Genomic DNA, 18,072 nt, shown 5'->3' with positions numbered 1-18,072 from the left:
ATGCTGACGCTTTATGGCCGTGAGGTCGCGTCCCGCCTTCTCCTTGGCACGGCGCGTTATCCGTCTCCCGCTGTGCTTGCCGATGCGGTGCGGGTCAGCAATACGGATATTCTGACGATTTCGCTGCGCCGGGAAATGGCGGGGGGCAAGAAAGGCGGTCAGTTCTTCGAACTCATCCGCGAGCTGGACCGTCACATCCTGCCCAATACCGCCGGTTGCCACACCGTGAAGGAAGCGGTGCTGACGGCGAAGATGGCCCGTGAGGTGTTTCGCACCAACTGGATCAAGCTCGAAGTCATCGGTCATCACGAGACCTTGCAGCCCGATGTCTTTGCACTGGTGGAAGCGGCGAAAATCCTCTGCGGCGAGGGTTTCGAGGTCTTTCCCTATACGACTGATGATCTTGTCGTGGGCGAAAAGCTGCTGGAGGCCGGCTGCAGGGTGCTGATGCCATGGTGCGCGCCGATCGGCAGCGCCACGGGACCGCTCAATCTGACGGCGCTGAAATCGATGCGGGCGCGGTTTCCCGATGTGCCGCTGATCGTCGATGCCGGTATTGGCCGGCCGTCACATGCGGTGACGGTGATGGAACTTGGTTACGATGCCGTCCTCCTCAACACGGCGGTTGCCGGGGCGGGTAACCCGGTCGGCATGGCGGAGGCTTTTGCCCGTGCAATCGAGGCTGGCCGTCAGGCATTTCTTTCCGGGCTGTTGGAGCCGAGGGACATGGCTGTTCCCTCGACGCCGGTTATCGGGACGGCGGTTTTCTCCTGATCGCGGTTTTCCGCCAAGGTCGGGCACGTCACCTTTTGCGTTGACAGTGTCCTGCGGCGGCGGGATACCGGGAGAAAAGGGGAACGGCATGGCGACACGCAACAATCTTCTCACGGATATCGACGGTGTTTCGGTCGGCAATGTCACCGATCTTTCCCTCGGCTCCGGCGTCACGGCGATTGTTTTCGAAAAGCCCGCCATCGCCTCCGGCTCGGTTCTCGGCGGTGCGCCCGGCGGGCGCGATACCGGCCTGCTCGACCCGGCGATGACGGTTGAAACTGTGGATGCCCTGGTGCTTTCCGGCGGTTCGGCCTTCGGGCTGGATGCGGCGGGCGGGGTTCAGGCCGGGTTGCGTGAGATTGGTCGTGGGTTGCAGGTGGGTTCCACCCGCGTGCCCATCGTGCCCCAGGCGATCCTGATGGATCTGCTGAATGGTGGCGACAAGGGCTGGGGCCTGCATTCACCCTATCGCGAGATGGGATATGCAGCCTTCAAGGCGGCAGGCCGCGAGGCTTTCGAACTCGGAACGGTGGGCGCAGGAACGGGTGCGACGACCGCCACCTTCAAGGGTGGTCTGGGTTCGGCCAGTGCCATCAGTTCCGGCGGCTATAAGGTGGCGGCCATCGTCGCGGTCAATGCGCTTGGTTCCGCGACTGTTGGCGCAAGCCGCCATTTCTGGTCCGCGCCTTTTGAAATGCAGGGTGAATTCGGCGATTGCGGTTTTCCGGAGCGTTTCCAACCGGACCATACCGCACTGCGGCTCAAGGGGATCAATCTCACGGCGACAACCATCGGCGCGGTGCTGACCGATGCGACGCTTACAAAAGCGCAGGCGCACCGCCTGTCCATCATGGCGCATGACGGGCTGGCGCGTGCGGTTCTCCCTGCCCATTTGCCGAGCGATGGCGACACCATGTTCGCGGCTGCGACCGGCGACAGGCCGCTTGAAGGCGGCGTTCATTTCGCCGAGCTCTGCTATCTCGCCACGATCGTGATGGCGCGAGCGGTGGCGCGCGGCGTCTATGAGGCGATGGCGCTGCCGGTTGCGGGCGCTCAAAAGGCCTATCGCGATCTTCATGGGCAGGACCGCTGAGCGATGAACGAAACGAGAGCACCGCTGAAACCCGTCCTCCGCATCGACTTCCCCCCCGGCGAGCGCCTGGGCCACGGCAAAATCGAGTTGATGGAGTTGATCGTCGAGACCGGCTCGATTTCGGCCGCCGGGCGGGCGATGGATATGTCCTATCGCCGCGCATGGCTGCTGGTCGATGCGCTGAACCATATGTTCAGGCAGCCGGTGATCGAATCCCAGCGCGGCGGCAAGCAGGGAGGCGGTGCGGCATTGACCGCCTTCGGCACGGAATTGCTTGAGCGCTATCGCGGCATGGAAAGGCGGATGATCGAGGTCTTGCGTCAGGATATTGAGTGGCTGGAGGCCAACCGCAATCCGGAGGACGCGGTCAATACGGATCGAGAGCCGCCGATTTTATGATCGCATGAACCGGTTTCCCGGGCTTCAGTTGCAGGCGTTCTCGCGAGAGGTCGGTGATGCGCGACTGGATGATATCGCCACCGCAATCCACCTGAACCGTCACCATGCCGTCCTCGCTGACCGAGATATCTGCGACATGGCCTTCGAGAATGTTGAGTGCGCTGAGGCCCTCGGGCTTCACCAAAGCCAGCATCACATCGCGAGCCGGTATCAGCACCCGCGCAGGGCTGCCGGATGCTCCCTTTTTTGCCGGAACCTGAAGCAGCGCTGTGCTGAGTCTGACGGCGGCAAGCCCGTGCCGTTCATCAAAGCTTTCGATACGCCCTGACAGGATGCTGCCCGCTTCCCGCCGCTCCAGATGGCTGCTGAAATCGGATCTCCCGAGCACATCGGCCGCATTTCCCTGCGCCTCCACCTTACCGTCTTTCATCACCACGATGCGGTCGGCAAGGCGTGCGACTTCCTGGATGGAATGGCTGACATAAACAATCGGAATTTTTGTCTCGTCGCGCAGCCGCTCGAGATAGGGAATGATCTCGGCCTTGCGCTGTTCGTCCAGCGAGGCGAGCGGTTCGTCCATCAAAAGCAGTCTGGGGGAAGAAAGCAATGCGCGGCCGATGGCAACGCGCTGTTTTTCGCCGCCCGAGAGTTTGTTCGGACGGCGCTGCAAGAGATGGCCGATGCCGAGCATGTCGACGATACGGTCTTCTTGTACAGCCTTGGTTTTGTCTGAGGTGAACCATCTGCCATAATTCAGGTTCTGCGCCACGCTGAGGTGCGGGAAGAGCCGCGCCTCCTGAAAGACATAACCGAAACGGCGTTTATGGGCCGGCAGGAACAGCCGGTTTCCGCTATCGGCCAGCATTTCGCCGTCGAGCGAGACCTTTCCTTCATCCGGCCGCAGCAGGCCGGCGATGATGCGGATCATCGATGTCTTGCCGGAGCCGGAGCGTCCGAACAGTGCGGTCACGCCGCCTTCGGAGGCAAATGACGCGTCGAGTTCGAAAGAGCCGAGGCGGTGGCGGGTGGAGACCGAAAGCGTCATTCCATGCTCACCCGTTTGCCGATGATGCGGGCCAGAAACTCCGAAACGAGCAAGGCGAGCATGGAAATCACGACGGAAACGATGGTCAGCCGCAATGCACCTGCATCGCCACCGGGCACCTGGGTGAAGGTATAGATGGCGGCGGACAGGGTCTGAGTCTCTCCGGGAATATTGGACACGAAGGTGATGGTCGCGCCGAATTCGCCCATGGCCTTGGCAAAAGCGAGGATCATGCCGGCGATGATGCCGGGGAGCGTCAGCGGCAGGGTGACGGTGAGGAATACCCAGAACGGGCTTGCCCCCAAGGTACCCGCTGCCTCTTCCAGCTTGCGGTCCACCGCCTCGATGGAGAGGCGGATGGAGCGCACCATCAGCGGGAAAGCCATGACGGCGCAGGCGAGTGCCGCTCCCGTCCAGCGGAAGGAAAAGACGATGCCGAACCAGCTATCGAGAAATTGCCCAATGGCGCCCCTGCGGCCGAAGAGAACGAGCAACAAAAAGCCGGTGACGACGGGCGGCAGAATGAGCGGCAGGTGGACGATGCCGTTCAGCAGCGATTTGCCCCAGAAGCGGCCGCGGGCAAGCGCCACGGCCACCGCAATGCCGAAGGGCAGGCTGGCAAGCATGGCGATGGAGGACACCCACAGGCTGAGCCTGATCGCCGTCCATTCTTCGGGGCTGAGTGTCCACCAATGCAATGCCATATCCTGCAATCGTCAAGTTTCATGGCCCACCGGGAGGTGGGCCTGAGGCAAGCTTATTTCAAAACGGTAAAGCCTTGCTTTTCGAAGAAGGGCATTGCCTTGGCCGACTTCAGGAAATCCAGATAGGCTTTTGCTGCCGGTGATTTTGCTTCCGAAAGAATGGCGACCGGGTAGATGATCGGCGGGTGGCTGTTTTCCGGGAAGGTACCAACAATCTTCACGCCCGGATCGGCGGCGGCGTCGGTCTGGTAAACGATGCCATAGGGCGCTTCGCCGCGCGAGACGAGCAGCAGGGCGGCACGCACGCTTTCCGCGCCGGCGACTTTCTTTTCGACCGAAGACCAGGCGCCGAGCTTTTCCAGAGCGGCCTTGCCGTATTTGCCGGCGGGAACGGAATCGACCGCGCCCATGGCCAGACGGCCATCGCCCACGAGAGCAGCAAGATCAAAACCCTGCTTGATATCGACCGGCTTGGCCTTGTCTGCGGGAGCGACGAGAACGATACGATTGCCGAGAAGATTGGAGCGGCTGTCAGCGTTGATCAGCTTCTTTTCGGCGACATAGTCCATCCATGCAAGGTCAGCGGAAATGAAGATATCCGCCGGCGCGCCCTGCTCGATCTGCTTGGCAAGCGCGGAGCTTGCGGCGTAAGAAACGGTCGCTTCGTTGCCGCTGTCCTTTGCCCATTCGGCATTGATGGCGTCGAGCGCGTTTTTCATGCTCGCGGCGGCAAAGACCGTAACCTTTTCGGCGGCATGGGCCGGAACACCCACAAAGGAAGCTGCCACCCAGAAGGAGGTGGCGGCGGCAATGGTTTTGAAGAAGCTGCGACGTAAAAGTCTCATGATCTGTTACCCCCGGTTCGAGATATTCTGTTGAATATATCGATAGGCCTATAGGGCAATCATTATATTTTCAAGAATATATCGATGGGTCGGGGAAAAGGCCGCAGCTTTGGCGGGTGCGGGGCAGTAAAAAAGTTCGAAAACCTTGCATTCGTCATGTTCGGGTCTGCGCCCAACATTGCAAGCATAACTGCCCGCATGTCGGATTAGAAACGCTCGCCGGCGAAATGGGCGATCTGTGCGCCAGCTTCGTAGTAAGCTTCCTTCACCGCACGGAAAGCCTGTGCCTTGGGTTCCGTTATCGGCAGAGGCAGGTCGCTTTCGGCTATGTCACCCAGAATATGGTGCGCAATTATCTTACCGAAGGCGGTGCCCGGTGCGATACCGCGGCCGTTATATCCTGAAAAGCCGACGACATTGTCTGCGAATTTGTGAAAGCGCGGCACGGCGTTGTCGGTCATGCCGATCTGACCATACCATTCACATTCGAATTCCGTATCCCCGAGCTGGGGGAAAAGCCGCTTCAGCGAGCGCTTCGCCCAAGCCCGGTGAATGGCGGCGCCGGTGCCACGCAGGGCGCCGACACTGCCGAACACCAGTCGGCCGGCCTTGTCCATGCGGAAGGATGAGAGGATTTCCTTCGTATCCCAACAGCCCTCACGGCCCGGCAAAATGCTTTTTTTAAGGTTGTCGCCGAGCGGCTTGGTGGCGAAATTGAAATAGGGCAGGTAGATTTGTTCGTCGCGGACAATTTGCCATGGGCCGGTGCTGTAGGCTTCGGTGGCCACGACGATCCAGTTGGCGGTTACCGCTCCCTGCTGCGTCTTCACCACCCATTGTCCACCGCTGCGTTCGGTCGCCACCACGGGGCTTGCGGTGTGCAGTCGTGCGCCTGCCTTTTGTGCGGAGGCCGCGAGACCACGAACATAAGCAAGCGGCTGGATCGTGCCGGCGCGGGTGTCCAGAAGAGAGCCGGAATAAGCCGTGCTGCCGGTGCGCCTTGCCGTTTCATCGGCATCGAGAATGCGGACGGGTGCGCCCCTCGCAGCCCATTGTTCACAGCGCTCGCGAATTTCGGTGAGGCCCTTCTCGCCGACGGCGCAATGTAAAGTGCCGTTTTTTTCGATCTCGCAGGGAATCTCGTGTTTCTCCACCAATGCGCGCACGAGCAGCGGCGCATCACCCAAAAGGCCGAGAAGGCGTTCCCCATAAACCTCGCCCAATACGCCCGGCAATTCCTTTGGCATGACCCACATGCCGCCATTGATGAGGCCGACATTACGGCCTGCGCCGCCGAAGCCGATTTCCTTGCCTTCGAGAAGGACGACGTCTACGCCTCTTTCAGCAAGATGCAGGGCAGCGGATTGCCCGGTGAAGCCGCCACCGACGACCACGACATCGGCAACCGCCGAGCCCTGCAAGGCGGACGTTACGGGCGGCTGCGGCGCGGTCTTTTCCCAGAGGCCGTGCGAGCGGGGGTCGTTATACATCGTTCCACCATATTCCGGGCCAGTTCATTTGTTTTTCGTATGAGTGACAAGCCCTTGTTTATGAGACTTTACAAGCGGTCGTGTCTGTTGAATATCGACATATCGTCAAGAGTTCATTCCGTGAGGGAATATGGTTCTGCCACCGCGCCGTTTTCTGCCGTCGCTTTCGCTGCTGGCGGCCTTCGAAGCCGCTTCGCGCGCGGGCAGCGTCACCGCCGCGGCGAGGGAACTGGGCCTGACGCAGGGCGCGGTCAGCCGGCAAATCCTGGCGCTGGAAGAACAGCTTGGTGTGGCGCTATTTCTCCGCGAGCGACAGACGATCCGGCTGACAAGGGCGGGGGAGGGTTATGCGCGGGAAATTCGCGAAGCGCTGCGGCGCATATCGACCGCTTCGCTCAATCTGCGCGCCAATCCGGATGGGGGCACGCTCAATCTCGGTGTGCTGCCCAGCTTCGGCACGCGCTGGCTCGTGCCGCGCCTTCCCGATTTCATCGCTCGGCATCCGGGTGTTTCGGTCAATCTTTTAACGCGGTCGTCACTGTTCGATTTCCGGACCGATACCGTCGATGCGGCGATCCATTTCGGCCTACCGCACTGGCCGGGCACCGAGCTGGTTTTCCTGATGCATGAAAAGGTCGTTCCGGTATGCAGCCCGGCCTTCAGGGAGCGCCATGGACTTTCAAGACCGGGCGATCTGTTACAGGTGCTGCTGCTGCATATGACGACCCGGCCGGATGCCTGGGAACAATGGTTTCGCAGCCATGAGGTGCGTTTCGACAATGTGCACGGCATGCTCTTCGATCAGTTCACCACCATTGCCGAAGCCGCAGGTGCGGGGCTGGGCGTATCGCTCATTCCTTCCTTCATGATCGAGGAAGAGTTGCGAAGCGGGCGTCTGGTTGCGGCTGTTGCGGGGGAAGTGCAAAGCGAAGAGGCCTATTATCTTGCCTGTATGCCTGATCGCGCCGGTTATGCGCCGCTCGAGAGCTTCCGGCGCTGGATCGTTGCCGAGGTGGCACGTGGGGCGGGGGCGTTTTCGGCGTAAACTGGCGGGCGGTCTTGCAAGTCTGGTGCGGCTCAGCCAATAGTGCGCCATGACGTGTGGCGCCAGACGCCACACACCGAAAGTTCCAATACGGGAGATGTCCGTGAAGCCCATTTTTGTTCAGCTTCAATGTGAGCCCGGCAAGACTTATGATGTCGCCGACGCCATCTATAAAACCGAACTGGTTTCCGAGCTCTATTCCACCAGCGGCGAATATGATCTGCTGTTGAAAATCTATCTTCCGCAGGAAGAGGATATCGGCAAGTTCATCAACCAGAACATCGTCAATATTCCGGGGATCGTCCGCTCGCTGACGACGCTGACCTTCACCGCGTTCTGACGCGGATAAGCCTTCATGCACATATCGATATCATCGCTGTGAAGGCGGTGGTTGGCTCCCTGGGGCGCCACGCCGCTTCATCGGATCGAGATGTGTATCTTTGGGGAGGAGGCCTTGTCCGGGCTTTCAGATCAGCGGATCGGAGTGTTTTGATACACCCTGAATGGGCTGCGTCACACCGGCAGACGAATTGTCATGCAAAATAAAAGCGCGCCATCGGCCCGCAATTTGAGGTCCGATATTTGGCGCGCTCTGGTTTTGACGGTTCTGTGAGCGGGCGATAGTTTCCCCGCATCAGGCCGCGGCCAGATTCCGGTTGCGCACGAGATCACGGATTGCGATCCGCACGTCATCGGCGCTGTCGAACTTCTGTTCGTCCAGATCGTGAACGTGGAACTTCACCGCGATGAACTTCAACCGGTCGTTGTCCGGTATGACGATGCCGACGGGTTCGCCAGCGAATTCAATGACTTGCTTTTGCATAGATATACTCCCGCTGTGGCTACTTCACAGCATGTTGTCGAACTGAATTTCAGGAAATTGAGACCGTTAAGTCACATTCGACAGCAGCGGGAACACGTGGATTTAAATCCAGCATTCCAGGACACAAGACCAAGGATTGCGTTAATGTTGATATATTTTGACATGACACACTCCCTGTAATTGGTGTTGGCCCGGAATCAGGAGACTCGTTCTCCAGTTACACACTGATAATCCAGACCTGCACTAAAATCAATGCTGATTGTTATAGGTAGAATATTTTTCTTTATGATGACAGGAGAGGGGCGGAATTGTGAAATTTTTGTTTTCGTTGATGGCCGCTCGCAAAAGCCCGGCACAGCGGGCTTTTTATGTTTTTTTTAATTGCTGCCGGCTGTCTGCGGCGGATAAATATGATCGTTTCCGTTGAAATCGGATATGGAATAACAGCCCTCGCGGGTTTTTTCGGCCGCATTTCTGCCAATTGCCGCCTTGCCGTGGCCGCCGGGTATGTCGAGAACATAGGTCGGCTGGCAGAGACCGGAGAGATTTCCCCGCAAAGCGGAAACGATTCGCTGGCCCTCTTCGATCGTCAGCCGGAAATGGCCGGTGCCGGGGGCAAGATCGGGATGATGCAGGTAATAGGGCTTGATGCGCGTCTCAACAAAGGCGCGCATCAGCTCCGCTAGAATTGCCGGGTCGTCATTGACGCCCTTCAGAAGCACCGTCTGGCTGACCATGGCTATGCCGGCATCAATCAGCCGCGCGCAGGCGCTTCTGGCTTCGTCGCCGAGTTCGCGCGCGTGATTGGCGTGCAGGGCAACATAGGTGGTCTTGCCGCTTGCCTTCAGTGCATCGATCAGCGCCGCGTCGATGCGGTCGGGATCGACCACCGGCACGCGGGTATGGAAGCGAACGATCTTCACATGCGGTATGTCTTTTAACCGCTTCATCAGGTCGGACAGGCGTCGCGCCGAGAGCACCAGCGGATCGCCGCCGGTAAGGATGACTTCCCAGATGGCCGGGTTGGCATTTATGTAGTCAAATGCGGCGTCCAGCTCCTCCGGGCTCATCATGCCGTTGCCCTGCGGGCCGACCATTTCGCGACGGAAACAGAAACGGCAATAGACCGGGCAGACATGCACCGCCTTCAATAGGACCCGGTCGGGATAACGGTGAACGATGCCATGCACCGGGCTGTGGGCGTCGTCGCCGATCGGATCGTCCCGCTCTTCCGGAAGGTGGACGAGTTCGGCTGGATCCGGGACGAATTGCCGGGCGATCGGATCGTTCGGATCGCCGCTATCCACCAGCCCGGCAATGGCCGGCGTGATCGCCAGCGCGTAACGCTGGGTCACGGCGCGCAGGCTCTCCAGCGCGCTGGCCTCGACCAGCCCCGCTTCGACGAGTGCTTCAGGTGTCTTGATGGTTTCAAGCCTTGTCATCGTCCATATTCCGCAACGGGCGCCCACATGACGAGATCGATACGGGGAGCGCCGGTTGCCAGCATTACCAGCCGGTCAAAACCGAGCGCAATGCCGCTGGCTTGCGGCATGATGGCAAGAGCCGCCAGAAAATCCTCGTCCAGCGGATAGGTCTCGCCATAGACCCGCTGTTTCTCGGCCATTTCCATTTCGAAGCGCCGCCGCTGCTCGGCAGCGTTGGTCAATTCACCGAAGGCGTTGGCCAGTTCCACGCCGCAGGCATAAAGCTCGAAACGCTCCGCAACGCGCGCATCCTTCGCAGACTTGCGGGCAAGGGCTGCTTCACTGGTCGGGTATTCATCCAGAATGGTGGCGCGGCCGAAACCCAGTTCCGGCTCCACCCGCTCGACGATGACACGGCTGAACATATCCGCCCAGGTGTCATCGTCGGCGACGCGGATGCCGGCATTGGTGAGGCTGGCGGCAAGGTGGTGCACGTCCGTCTCGCCGTTTCGGCTGATGGTGGCCAGAAGGTCAATTCGCGCATATCGCTCGAAGGCTTCGGCGACGCTCAGACGCTCCGGCTCCAGGAAAGGATCGACGCTGCGGCCGCGATAGGTGAAGTTTTTTGTGCCCGTGGTTTCGGCGGCCAGCGCCAGAAGATCGGCGCTGTCCTTCATCAGGCTCTCGTAGGTTTCGCCGACCCGATACCATTCCAGCATGGTGAATTCCGGATGGTGCAGGGGGCCCCTTTCGCGGTTTCTATAAACATGGGCGAAACAGGAAATCCGTTTTTCACCGGCGGCCAGCAGTTTCTTGCAGGCGAATTCCGGCGAAGTGTGAAGATAGAGCGATACGGTCTGGCCAGCCGGGGTGAGGCCCTCAGTGGCGAAAGCGTGCAGATGGGCTTCGTTGCCCGGAGAAATCTGCAACGTGGCAGTATCGACTTCGAGAAAATCGGCGCGGGCGAAATAGCTGCGAAATGCTGACTGGATCGCATTGCGGCCAATGAGAAAAGCGCGGCGGTCGGCGTGGACGTCCGGCGTCCACCATGGCGACATTGTCTCGTTGCTTGCGCGCATCTTTTCTTCGTTTCCGTCTTCTCTGCGGCGTCCGATTGCGGCTAAACAGTCCGCAAAACGCCTGATCGCGTCATTTAAAGCAATTCCGGGCGGAAAACCGCTAGGCACTCTTCCGCGAATTGCTGTAGAAGGCTGGCAATTCGCGCGGATTTAAGGTAGTTGCGCCCCAGAAAAAAGACAAAATGTCTGCCGGGGCCGGTGCTGCCGCGCAGTCCTTTACGACGCATTTCATCGAGTTACAAGGAAGTCATATGGTCAAGGTTATCGCCTCATCCGTCCGCAAGGGCAATGTTCTCGACGTGGACGGCAAGCTTTACGTCGTTCTTACCGCGCAGAACTTCCACCCAGGCAAGGGCACGCCGGTTACGCAGGTGGACATGCGCCGCATCGTTGACGGCGTGAAGGTCTCCGAGCGCTGGCGCACCACCGAGCAGGTCGAGCGTGCTTTCGTTGAAGACCTGAACTTCCAGTTCCTTTATGAAGACGGCGAAGGCTTCCACTTCATGAACCCGGAAAACTACGATCAGGTCGTTGTCGACGTGGATACGATGGGTGATCAGAAGGCCTACCTGCAGGAAGGCATGACCTGCGTTCTTTCCATTCACGAAGGCAATCCGCTGTCCGTCGAACTGCCGCGCCACGTCACGCTGGAAATCATGGAAACGGAACCGGTCGTGAAGGGCCAGACGGCGTCTTCTTCCTACAAGCCGGCAATTCTCTCCAACGGTATCCGCACCATGGTGCCGCCGCATATCGATGCCGGTATCCGCGTGGTCATCGCGACGGAAGACAATTCCTACGTCGAACGCGCCAAGAACTGAGCCTGACGGCCGGTTAAACAAAAGCGCCGGGCGACCGGTGCTTTTTTATTTGTGCCCTGAACAACAAAAAGCCCGCGTCGAGACGCGGGCTTTTTGTTTGCCTTGCGGCTTTTCTTACATGGACTTTGCGGCGGTCCGGGTTGGGCCAGCCGGCTTCTTCGGGGCAGGCTGGCCAACGGCATAACCGCCACCGAGAGCCACGTTGAGCGAGACATAATCCTGCGCGGTCGTCTGGATCGCCGTGGCAAGGTTTGCCTGCGCATCCGAGACCGAACGCTGGGCATCCAGAACATCGAGCAAAGACGATGCACCATCGCGATAGCTGGCGGTGGAGAGCTGCAGCGCTTCCTGGTAGGAGGCGACGGTCTTTCTCAGCGCGTCCACGGTACGCTGGTCGCGATTGATGGCGGCCAGAGCATTTTCGACTTCTTCCACGGCGGTGAGAACGGTCGCCTTCCAGACGAGATATTGCTCGCGTGCCTGTGAGTTGGCGATGTCGACATTGGCGCGGAGCCTGCCGCCATCAAGGATCGGAAGAGTGAGGCTTGGACCGAAGGACCAGCTGTTGGCCGTTCCTCTCGAGCCGCCACTCAGGAAATTGTAGCTCGGGGTGATCGCGCCACCAAGCTCGATGCTCGGATAAAGTTGAGCCTCGCTTACACCGATCGTGGCGACCGCAGCGGCAAGATTGCGTTCGGCGACGCGGATGTCAGGACGGTTGCGGATCAGGTCGGCCGGGATACCGGTGCGGGGAACTGCGCGCGCAACAGGCTGGCGTGCGCCCTTCTGCAGTTCGGTAATGAGCGACGAGGCCGGCATGCCGAGCAGGGTCGCGATGCGATGTGCTGCCCTGCGGAAGCTGGTTTCGAGGCCGGGTATCTGCGACAGTGTGGAATTGACCAGACCTTCGGACTGGACGACATCGAGGCGCGAGGCCGCACCCGCTTCGAGCTGCAACTTGGTCAGATCAAGCGTTTCGCGGCGCGAACCCAGGTTCTGGCGAGCGATCTCCAGACGTTCCTGATAGTAGCGCACGTCGATATAGGCGGCGGCGACGGCCGAAATCAGCGTCAGGCGCTGAACGTCGACCGTGGAGTAGGCGGCATCCAGCGATGCATTGGCGCTTTCGGTTGCGCGGCGGTAGCGGCCGAAGAGGTCAAGGAACCAGGAAACGCTGAAGCCGCCGGAAGACACGTTGGTGACGGGAGTGTCACGGTAGCTGCCCTTGGTCTCGCTGATCTGGTGTTGACCCTGCGCCGTGAGGCTCGGCAGGCCGCCGGCGCCCTCCGTGATCACCTGGGCCTGCGCCTGATTGATGCGCTCGATCGCCTGCATCACGGTAAGGTTCTGCGCCAGGCCGGTGGAAACGTAACCGTTCAGGCGGTTGTCGTTAAAGGCCGTCCACCATGCAACGTTGCTGATGTCGCCATTACTGGTTTTTCCGGCTTCCGCAAACTTTCCCGGCAATTGGATTTCCGGCGTCTTGTGGTCGGGTCCGACGACGCAGCCTGAAAGCAGCAGCATTGTCAGGGGAAGAGTAGCGCGAATAGACAGCATGTAATTTTCCCAATTCTCTGGTTGGCTTACCGAGCGCGGCTTGCTGGCAAATGGGCTGCGCGGTCGATATGCCGTAGAAACGTGCATTAGCCAAATCGGCAACATTTCTAGCAGCGTATTAACGGTTGGCACAGCCCATTTTTGTTTTGTTAACGCCTTGAAAGGCGACGAATGATGACGAAAAAGGACGGAACGAAGAAAATTCCGAGGAGTGTTGCAGAAAGCATACCACCCAGCACCCCGATACCGATTGCATTTTGCGCAGCAGAACCCGCTCCGGTTGCGATTGCGAGAGGCACGACACCGAGGATGAAGGCGAGCGATGTCATGATGATCGGACGCAGGCGAAGCTTCGCTGCTTCCAGCGTTGCTTCCAGCAGAGTTAGCCCGTGTTCCTGCCTTTCCTTGGCGAATTCGACGATCAGAATCGCGTTTTTCGCCGCAAGGCCGATGGTCGTCAGCAGGCCCACCTTGAAGTAGACGTCGTTCGACTGGCCGAAGAAATGGGCTGCGGTCAATGCGCCGAGGACGCCCACCGGCACGGCCATGATGACCGAGAAGGGGATCGACCAGCTCTCATAAAGGGCGGCAAGGCAAAGGAACACGATCAGCACCGACAGCGCGTAGAGCATCGGCGCCTGCGAGCCGGAAAGGCGTTCCTGGTAGGAAATGCCCTGCCACGCCACGGTGTAACCGCCCGGCAGGCTTGCCGTCAGCCGTTCCATTTCGTCCATGGCGTCACCGGATGCAACGCCGGCGCCGGCGGTGCCTTCGAGCGAAATCGCGCCCGTGCCGTTGAAACGGGCGAGAGACGGCGGAGCGTTGATCCATTTCACCTCGCTGAAGGAGGAGAAAGGCACCATCTCGCCGCTGGTGTTGCGGGCATACCAGAATTTGAGATCATCCGGCTGCATGCGGTAGGGCGCATCGCCCTGCACATAAACTGGCTTGAGTTCGCCGTTCAGGGTGAAGTCATTGACATCCCGGCCCGCAAAGATCGTCGACAGCATGAGGTTCACGGAGGAGAGATCGACGCCCATGGCCCCCATCTTTTCCTGGTCGAGAATGATCTTCATCTGCGTTTCATTGTCCTGACTGTCGCTTCGAAGCGAACTGATCTTCGGATTGCCGGTGGCAAGCGCGATCAGTTCCTTGGAAGAAGCGGTCAGTGCCTCGGTGCCGTTGCGGCCGCTATCCACGAGATACATCGAGAAACCGCTCGATGTGCCCATGCCCTGAATTGCCGGCGGCAGAAGCGGGAACACCTGCGCATCGCGGAAACCGAAGAAAGTGCCCATCGCGCGCTGCACGATGGCGCCGGCGTGCTGATCGGGTGCGGTTCTCTCGGCGAAATCCTTGAGCTTGGTGAAGACGATGGCGTTGTTCTGGCCGGAACCGCCGAAGCTGAAGCCGAGCACGCCGAAAACTGATTCGACATTGTTGGCTTCTTTTTCGCGGAAGTAGTTTTCGACCTGCTTCACCACCTCGTTGGTCCGCTCGATGTTGGAACCGGTCGGTGTCTGGATGATCGTCAGAAGCACGCCCTGGTCTTCCTGCGGCAGGAACGAGCTGGGCAGTTTGGAAAAGAACCAGGCGCAGCCGCCGATCACGATCGCGAAGAGGATCATGACACGCAGGGGCCGCTTCAGCAGGTAACCGATGGAGGAAACATAGCCGTCCGTCGTCTTGCCGAAGCCGCGGTTGAACCACGCTCCCGGTCCGCGCTGCTTCTTGTGATGGTCGATCGGCTTCAGCATCGTAGCGCAGAGCGCCGGCGTCAGAACGATGGCGACCACTGCCGAAAGCAGCATGGCCGAGACGATGGTGATCGAGAACTGGCGGTAGATGATGCCCGTCGATCCGCCGAAGAAGGCCATCGGGATGAAAACGGCAGTCAGGACGAGCGCGATGCCGATGATCGCACCGGTAATTTCGCCCATCGACTTTTCGGTTGCCTCGACCGGCGACAGTCCCTCTTCCGACATGATGCGTTCGACGTTTTCGACGACGACGATGGCGTCATCGACGAGAAGGCCGATTGCCAGAACCATGGCGAACATGGTGAGCGTATTAATCGAATATCCTGTCAGCGCGAGCACGCCGAACGTGCCGAGAAGCACGACGGGCACCGCAATCATCGGAATGAAGGTGGCTCTGAGGTTCTGCAGGAACACCAGAAGCACGACGAAGACGAGGATGATCGCCTCGATCAGCGTGTGCACCACTTTCTCGATCGACAGCTTTACGAAGGGCGTCGTGTCGTAGGGATATTCGATCGCGACGCCTTCCGGCAGCGAGCCTTCGACGGCGGAAAGTGCAGACTTCACGCGTGCTGCCGTGTCGAGCGCGTTGGCGCCCGTGGCGAGGTTGACCGCGAAACCGGCAGACGGGCGACCATTGGAGCGGGAATCGCCGCCATAGGTTTCCTGGCCGATTTCGATGCGGGCGACGTCGCTGAGGCGAACGGTTGCGCCATCCTTCTCGACTTTCAGGATGACCGATTCGAAATCGGCAACCGTGGTCAGCTGGCTCTGCGCCGTCACGGTCACATTGAGCTGCTGGCCCTTGACGGCGGGTACGGCGCCAAGCGAACCGACGGAAACCTGGGTGTTCTGGCTCTCGATGGCGCTGGTCACGTCAGCCGTGGTCAGCTGGTATTTGTTGAGCTTGAAGGGATCCAGCCAGATACGCATCGCATATTCGGAGCCGAAGACGTTGATGCTGCCCACGCCTTCAAGGCGCTTGATCTGGTCTTCGACGCGCGAGGAGAACACGTCGCCGAGATCGGCGGAGTTGCGCTTGCCGTCGGTTGAGATCAGCGCGCCAACCATCAGAATGCTCGATGTGGAGCGGCTGACCTGAAGACCCTGTTGCTGCACGGTGTCGGGCAGTTGCGACTGGACGAGCTGCAGCTTGTTCTGCACCTGAACCTGCGCGATGTCCGGCAGGATGGTATTGCCGAAGGTCAGCGTCACTTCGGCGCTGCCGGTGGAGGACGACGAGGTCATATAGGTGAGGTCGTCGAGGCCGGTCATGCCGTCCTCGATGATGGTCGTCACCGATTTCTCGACGGTTTCGGCGCTGGCGCCGTTATAGGTCGCGCTGACGCGTACCGTCGTCGGCGCAATATCGGGATATTGCGAGATGGAGAGGGTCGCAATTGCCAATGCGCCGCCCAGCATGATGACGATGGCGATAACCCATGCAAAAACGGGGCGCCTGATGAAGAAATGGGCCATGGCAGTCCTGCCTTACCTTTTACGAGCTTCGAGCGGGGTGGGTCGTGCTCATGTTTATTTCGAGGGGGCGGCGGCAGGCTGAGCTTGCTGCGGCATAACGACGATACCGCGATCGTCGATGGTCACTTCAACCGGTGCGACCGTCGCACCATCGGCAATCCACTGGAAGCCGTCGACGATGAGCTTGTCGCCATCCTTGACGTTTTCCGTCACCAGCCAGGCGTTGCCCGACTGCTGGCTGGAGGGGAAGGTGCGGGTTTCCACCTTGTTTTCCGCGGTCACGAACTTTGCCGTCAGCTCGCCATTGGCGTTGCGGCTTGCGGCGCGCTGCGGAATGCGGAAACCCTTTTCCTTGCCGATGGTCAGCGTGGCGCGGACATAGGTGCCGGGAAGCAGCAGATCGTCCGGGTTCTCGAAGAGGGCGCGAATGGAGAAGGTGCCCGTGGTTTCGCTCACCGCCATGTCCGACATGTCGATCTTGCCGTCATGCTTGTATTCTGTGCCGTCTTCCAGCGTCAGGTGAATACCCGTTTCCTTCGTATCGCCGCCGAGCTGGCCCGACGAGATCGCTTTTTTCAGGCGCAGGAGATTGATGCTCGATTCCATCAGGTCGATATAGATCGGATCGATGCGGCGCAGCGTCGTCAAAGCCGTTGTCTGGTTCGCCGTGACCACGTTGCCAATGCTGAAAGCAGTCGCGCTGGTAATGCCGTCGAAGGGCGCGCGGACCTTGGTGAGATCGAGGTTGATTTCAGCTGTTTCCAGCGCCGCCTTGGTCTGGGCCACATCGGCCTGGGCCTGCAACAGCGTCACCTTGGCGTTTTCATATTCGATCTGGGTTGCGCCGCTGTTGACCAGCCGCTCGTAACGGGCAAGGTTTGCCTCGGCGCTCGGAACGCTTGCTTCGGCCTTCGCCACGCTAGCCTTGGCCTGCGCCACCTCCGCCATATAGGTGTTGTCCTCGATCTGGTAGAGAACATCGCCCTGCTTGACTTCGCTGCCTTCCTTGAAAGGAATTTCGCGGATGATGCCGGTAACGCGCGGGCGGATTTCCGCCGTCTGGAACGCGCTGGCGCGGCCGGGAAGAACGGTGGTCAAGGGATATTCGCTGGTCTTCATCACGATGATGCTGACCGGTGACGGTGGGCGCTCGGCACCCTGGCCGGCGGTCTGGCTGCTCTCGCCGCCATCGCTGCATCCCGCAAGAACCGCGGTTACACACAGAGAAGCAAATAGGGGTAAAATACGTCGGCTCATTGTTCTTCCCTGCGTATCGATCGCATTCAACTATAAGCGCAATGTCGCTCGGCGGATGCGCGTCCGGGAGGAGCAGGTATGACAGGAAAGGCCTTATTGGGGGCCTTCGTCATCACATTCATTCCGGACCGCCACGCGCATAGAAGCGCAGGCTTAGGCGCTTCGCAAGCAATTGCGAGAAGGTGACGTAAATAGGGAATCGTCACTTAGCAAGCGGATTGCGCAATCCGGCGTCGATTAAATCGACGAGTTGATCACAACGTGTTGCCAAATTGCCGATATCTTCCCGTGCAAGGAGGACGGGATGGATAACGCTTGTCAGCGCGTGGAGCACGGTTTCCGCGAGCGGCGGAATATCCGCCGGCGCATAGACCTTCGCGTCGATACCGTCGCTGATAATGTCGGCTAAAAGGTTTGCGATGACGGATTTATAATAGTCGCCGCACTTCATGTCCTGCTTGGCCGTCATCAGGATCA

General features: G+C 59.7%; 17 protein-coding genes (1 of these 17 only partly in view). 6 read left to right on the top strand and 11 right to left on the bottom strand.

All coding sequences use genetic code 11. The features are described from left to right. The 3 genes from CFBP6623_RS12280 to CFBP6623_RS27020 all read left to right on the top strand — a co-directional run bounded on the left by CFBP6623_RS12280 (position 1) and on the right by CFBP6623_RS27020 (position 2,266). Positions 1–774: a thiazole synthase gene (locus CFBP6623_RS12280; RefSeq protein ID WP_046799479.1), complete on the top strand. Its 774-nt coding sequence runs from the start codon at positions 1–3 to the stop codon at positions 772–774. An 88-nt stretch (positions 775–862) separates the two neighbouring features. After that, positions 863–1,867, top strand: a complete 1,005-nt coding sequence (locus CFBP6623_RS12275; protein WP_046799478.1) for a P1 family peptidase — start codon at positions 863–865, stop codon at positions 1,865–1,867. Positions 1,868–1,870: 3 nt separating this feature from the next. Beyond that, positions 1,871–2,266, top strand: coding sequence for a winged helix-turn-helix domain-containing protein (locus CFBP6623_RS27020; protein ID WP_046799477.1), 396 nt, complete (start codon positions 1,871–1,873; stop codon positions 2,264–2,266). Here the strand turns inward: CFBP6623_RS27020 and modC are convergent. The 4 genes from modC to CFBP6623_RS12250 form a co-directional block, all read right to left on the bottom strand. Continuing rightward, positions 2,235–3,311 (bottom strand): molybdenum ABC transporter ATP-binding protein, encoded by a 1,077-nt coding sequence (gene modC / locus CFBP6623_RS12265; protein WP_046799476.1) that lies wholly within the window; start codon positions 3,309–3,311, stop codon positions 2,235–2,237. The genes CFBP6623_RS27020 and modC overlap by 32 nt on opposite strands. Next, positions 3,308–4,015, bottom strand: a complete 708-nt coding sequence (gene modB, locus CFBP6623_RS12260) for a molybdate ABC transporter permease subunit (protein ID WP_046799475.1) — start codon at positions 4,013–4,015, stop codon at positions 3,308–3,310. The genes modC and modB overlap by 4 nt, the downstream gene beginning before the upstream one ends. Positions 4,016–4,068: 53 nt before the next feature. Beyond that, the gene (modA, locus tag CFBP6623_RS12255) at positions 4,069–4,860 is read right to left on the bottom strand and encodes a molybdate ABC transporter substrate-binding protein (protein WP_046799474.1); all 792 of its coding nucleotides are present in this window, start codon (positions 4,858–4,860) and stop codon (positions 4,069–4,071) included. Positions 4,861–5,066: 206 nt separating this feature from the next. Then, a complete protein-coding gene (locus tag CFBP6623_RS12250; RefSeq protein WP_046799473.1) occupies positions 5,067–6,350 on the bottom strand; it encodes an NAD(P)/FAD-dependent oxidoreductase in 1,284 nt (427 codons plus the stop codon). Between the two features lie 130 nt (positions 6,351–6,480). Here CFBP6623_RS12250 and CFBP6623_RS12245 point away from each other — a divergent pair, with 130 nt between their 5' ends. Both CFBP6623_RS12245 and CFBP6623_RS12240 read left to right on the top strand, forming a co-directional pair. Continuing rightward, positions 6,481–7,395 (top strand): LysR family transcriptional regulator, encoded by a 915-nt coding sequence (locus CFBP6623_RS12245; RefSeq protein ID WP_080841846.1) that lies wholly within the window; start codon positions 6,481–6,483, stop codon positions 7,393–7,395. Positions 7,396–7,498: 103 nt separating this feature from the next. Then, on the top strand, positions 7,499–7,735 hold the full coding sequence (locus tag CFBP6623_RS12240; protein ID WP_003521320.1) for an Lrp/AsnC ligand binding domain-containing protein: 237 nt from the start codon (positions 7,499–7,501) through the stop codon (positions 7,733–7,735). 294 nt (positions 7,736–8,029) lie between these two features. Here the strand turns inward: CFBP6623_RS12240 and CFBP6623_RS12235 are convergent, their stop codons facing one another. The 3 genes from CFBP6623_RS12235 to epmA form a co-directional block, all read right to left on the bottom strand. Then, positions 8,030–8,218, bottom strand: a complete 189-nt coding sequence (locus tag CFBP6623_RS12235; RefSeq protein WP_045019798.1) for a hypothetical protein — start codon at positions 8,216–8,218, stop codon at positions 8,030–8,032. Positions 8,219–8,595: 377 nt separating this feature from the next. Continuing rightward, positions 8,596–9,660, bottom strand: a complete 1,065-nt coding sequence (locus CFBP6623_RS12230; protein WP_046799471.1) for a lysine-2,3-aminomutase-like protein — start codon at positions 9,658–9,660, stop codon at positions 8,596–8,598. Continuing rightward, a complete protein-coding gene (gene epmA / locus CFBP6623_RS12225) occupies positions 9,657–10,721 on the bottom strand; it encodes an EF-P lysine aminoacylase EpmA (RefSeq protein ID WP_046799470.1) in 1,065 nt (354 codons plus the stop codon). Before epmA ends, CFBP6623_RS12230 begins: the two co-directional genes overlap by 4 nt. Positions 10,722–10,972: 251 nt before the next feature. Here epmA and efp point away from each other — a divergent pair, with 251 nt between their 5' ends. Then, the gene (gene efp, locus CFBP6623_RS12220) at positions 10,973–11,542 is read left to right on the top strand and encodes an elongation factor P (protein WP_046799469.1); all 570 of its coding nucleotides are present in this window, start codon (positions 10,973–10,975) and stop codon (positions 11,540–11,542) included. 114 nt (positions 11,543–11,656) lie between these two features. Here the strand turns inward: efp and CFBP6623_RS12215 are convergent, their stop codons facing one another. The 4 genes from CFBP6623_RS12215 to CFBP6623_RS12200 all read right to left on the bottom strand — a co-directional run. Then, positions 11,657–13,099: an efflux transporter outer membrane subunit gene (locus tag CFBP6623_RS12215; RefSeq protein ID WP_046799468.1), complete on the bottom strand. Its 1,443-nt coding sequence runs from the start codon at positions 13,097–13,099 to the stop codon at positions 11,657–11,659. A gap of 149 nt (positions 13,100–13,248) precedes the next feature. After that, positions 13,249–16,338, bottom strand: coding sequence for an efflux RND transporter permease subunit (locus CFBP6623_RS12210; protein ID WP_046799467.1), 3,090 nt, complete (start codon positions 16,336–16,338; stop codon positions 13,249–13,251). A 54-nt stretch (positions 16,339–16,392) separates the two neighbouring features. Beyond that, positions 16,393–17,595, bottom strand: a complete 1,203-nt coding sequence (locus CFBP6623_RS12205; RefSeq protein ID WP_046799466.1) for an efflux RND transporter periplasmic adaptor subunit — start codon at positions 17,593–17,595, stop codon at positions 16,393–16,395. A 202-nt stretch (positions 17,596–17,797) separates the two neighbouring features. Next, positions 17,798–18,072 carry the end of a TetR/AcrR family transcriptional regulator gene (locus CFBP6623_RS12200; RefSeq protein WP_046799465.1) on the bottom strand. Its footprint extends 385 nt past the window's final position, so the window shows 275 of its 660 coding nt (coding positions 386–660); the start codon falls outside the window, past its right edge; the stop codon is at positions 17,798–17,800.

The organism is Agrobacterium tumefaciens, assembly GCF_005221385.1.
Lineage (GTDB): Bacteria > Pseudomonadota > Alphaproteobacteria > Rhizobiales > Rhizobiaceae > Agrobacterium > Agrobacterium tomkonis.
The sequence above is the reverse complement of the archived record's forward strand: the minus strand, read 5'-3'. Positions and strand labels throughout refer to the sequence as shown.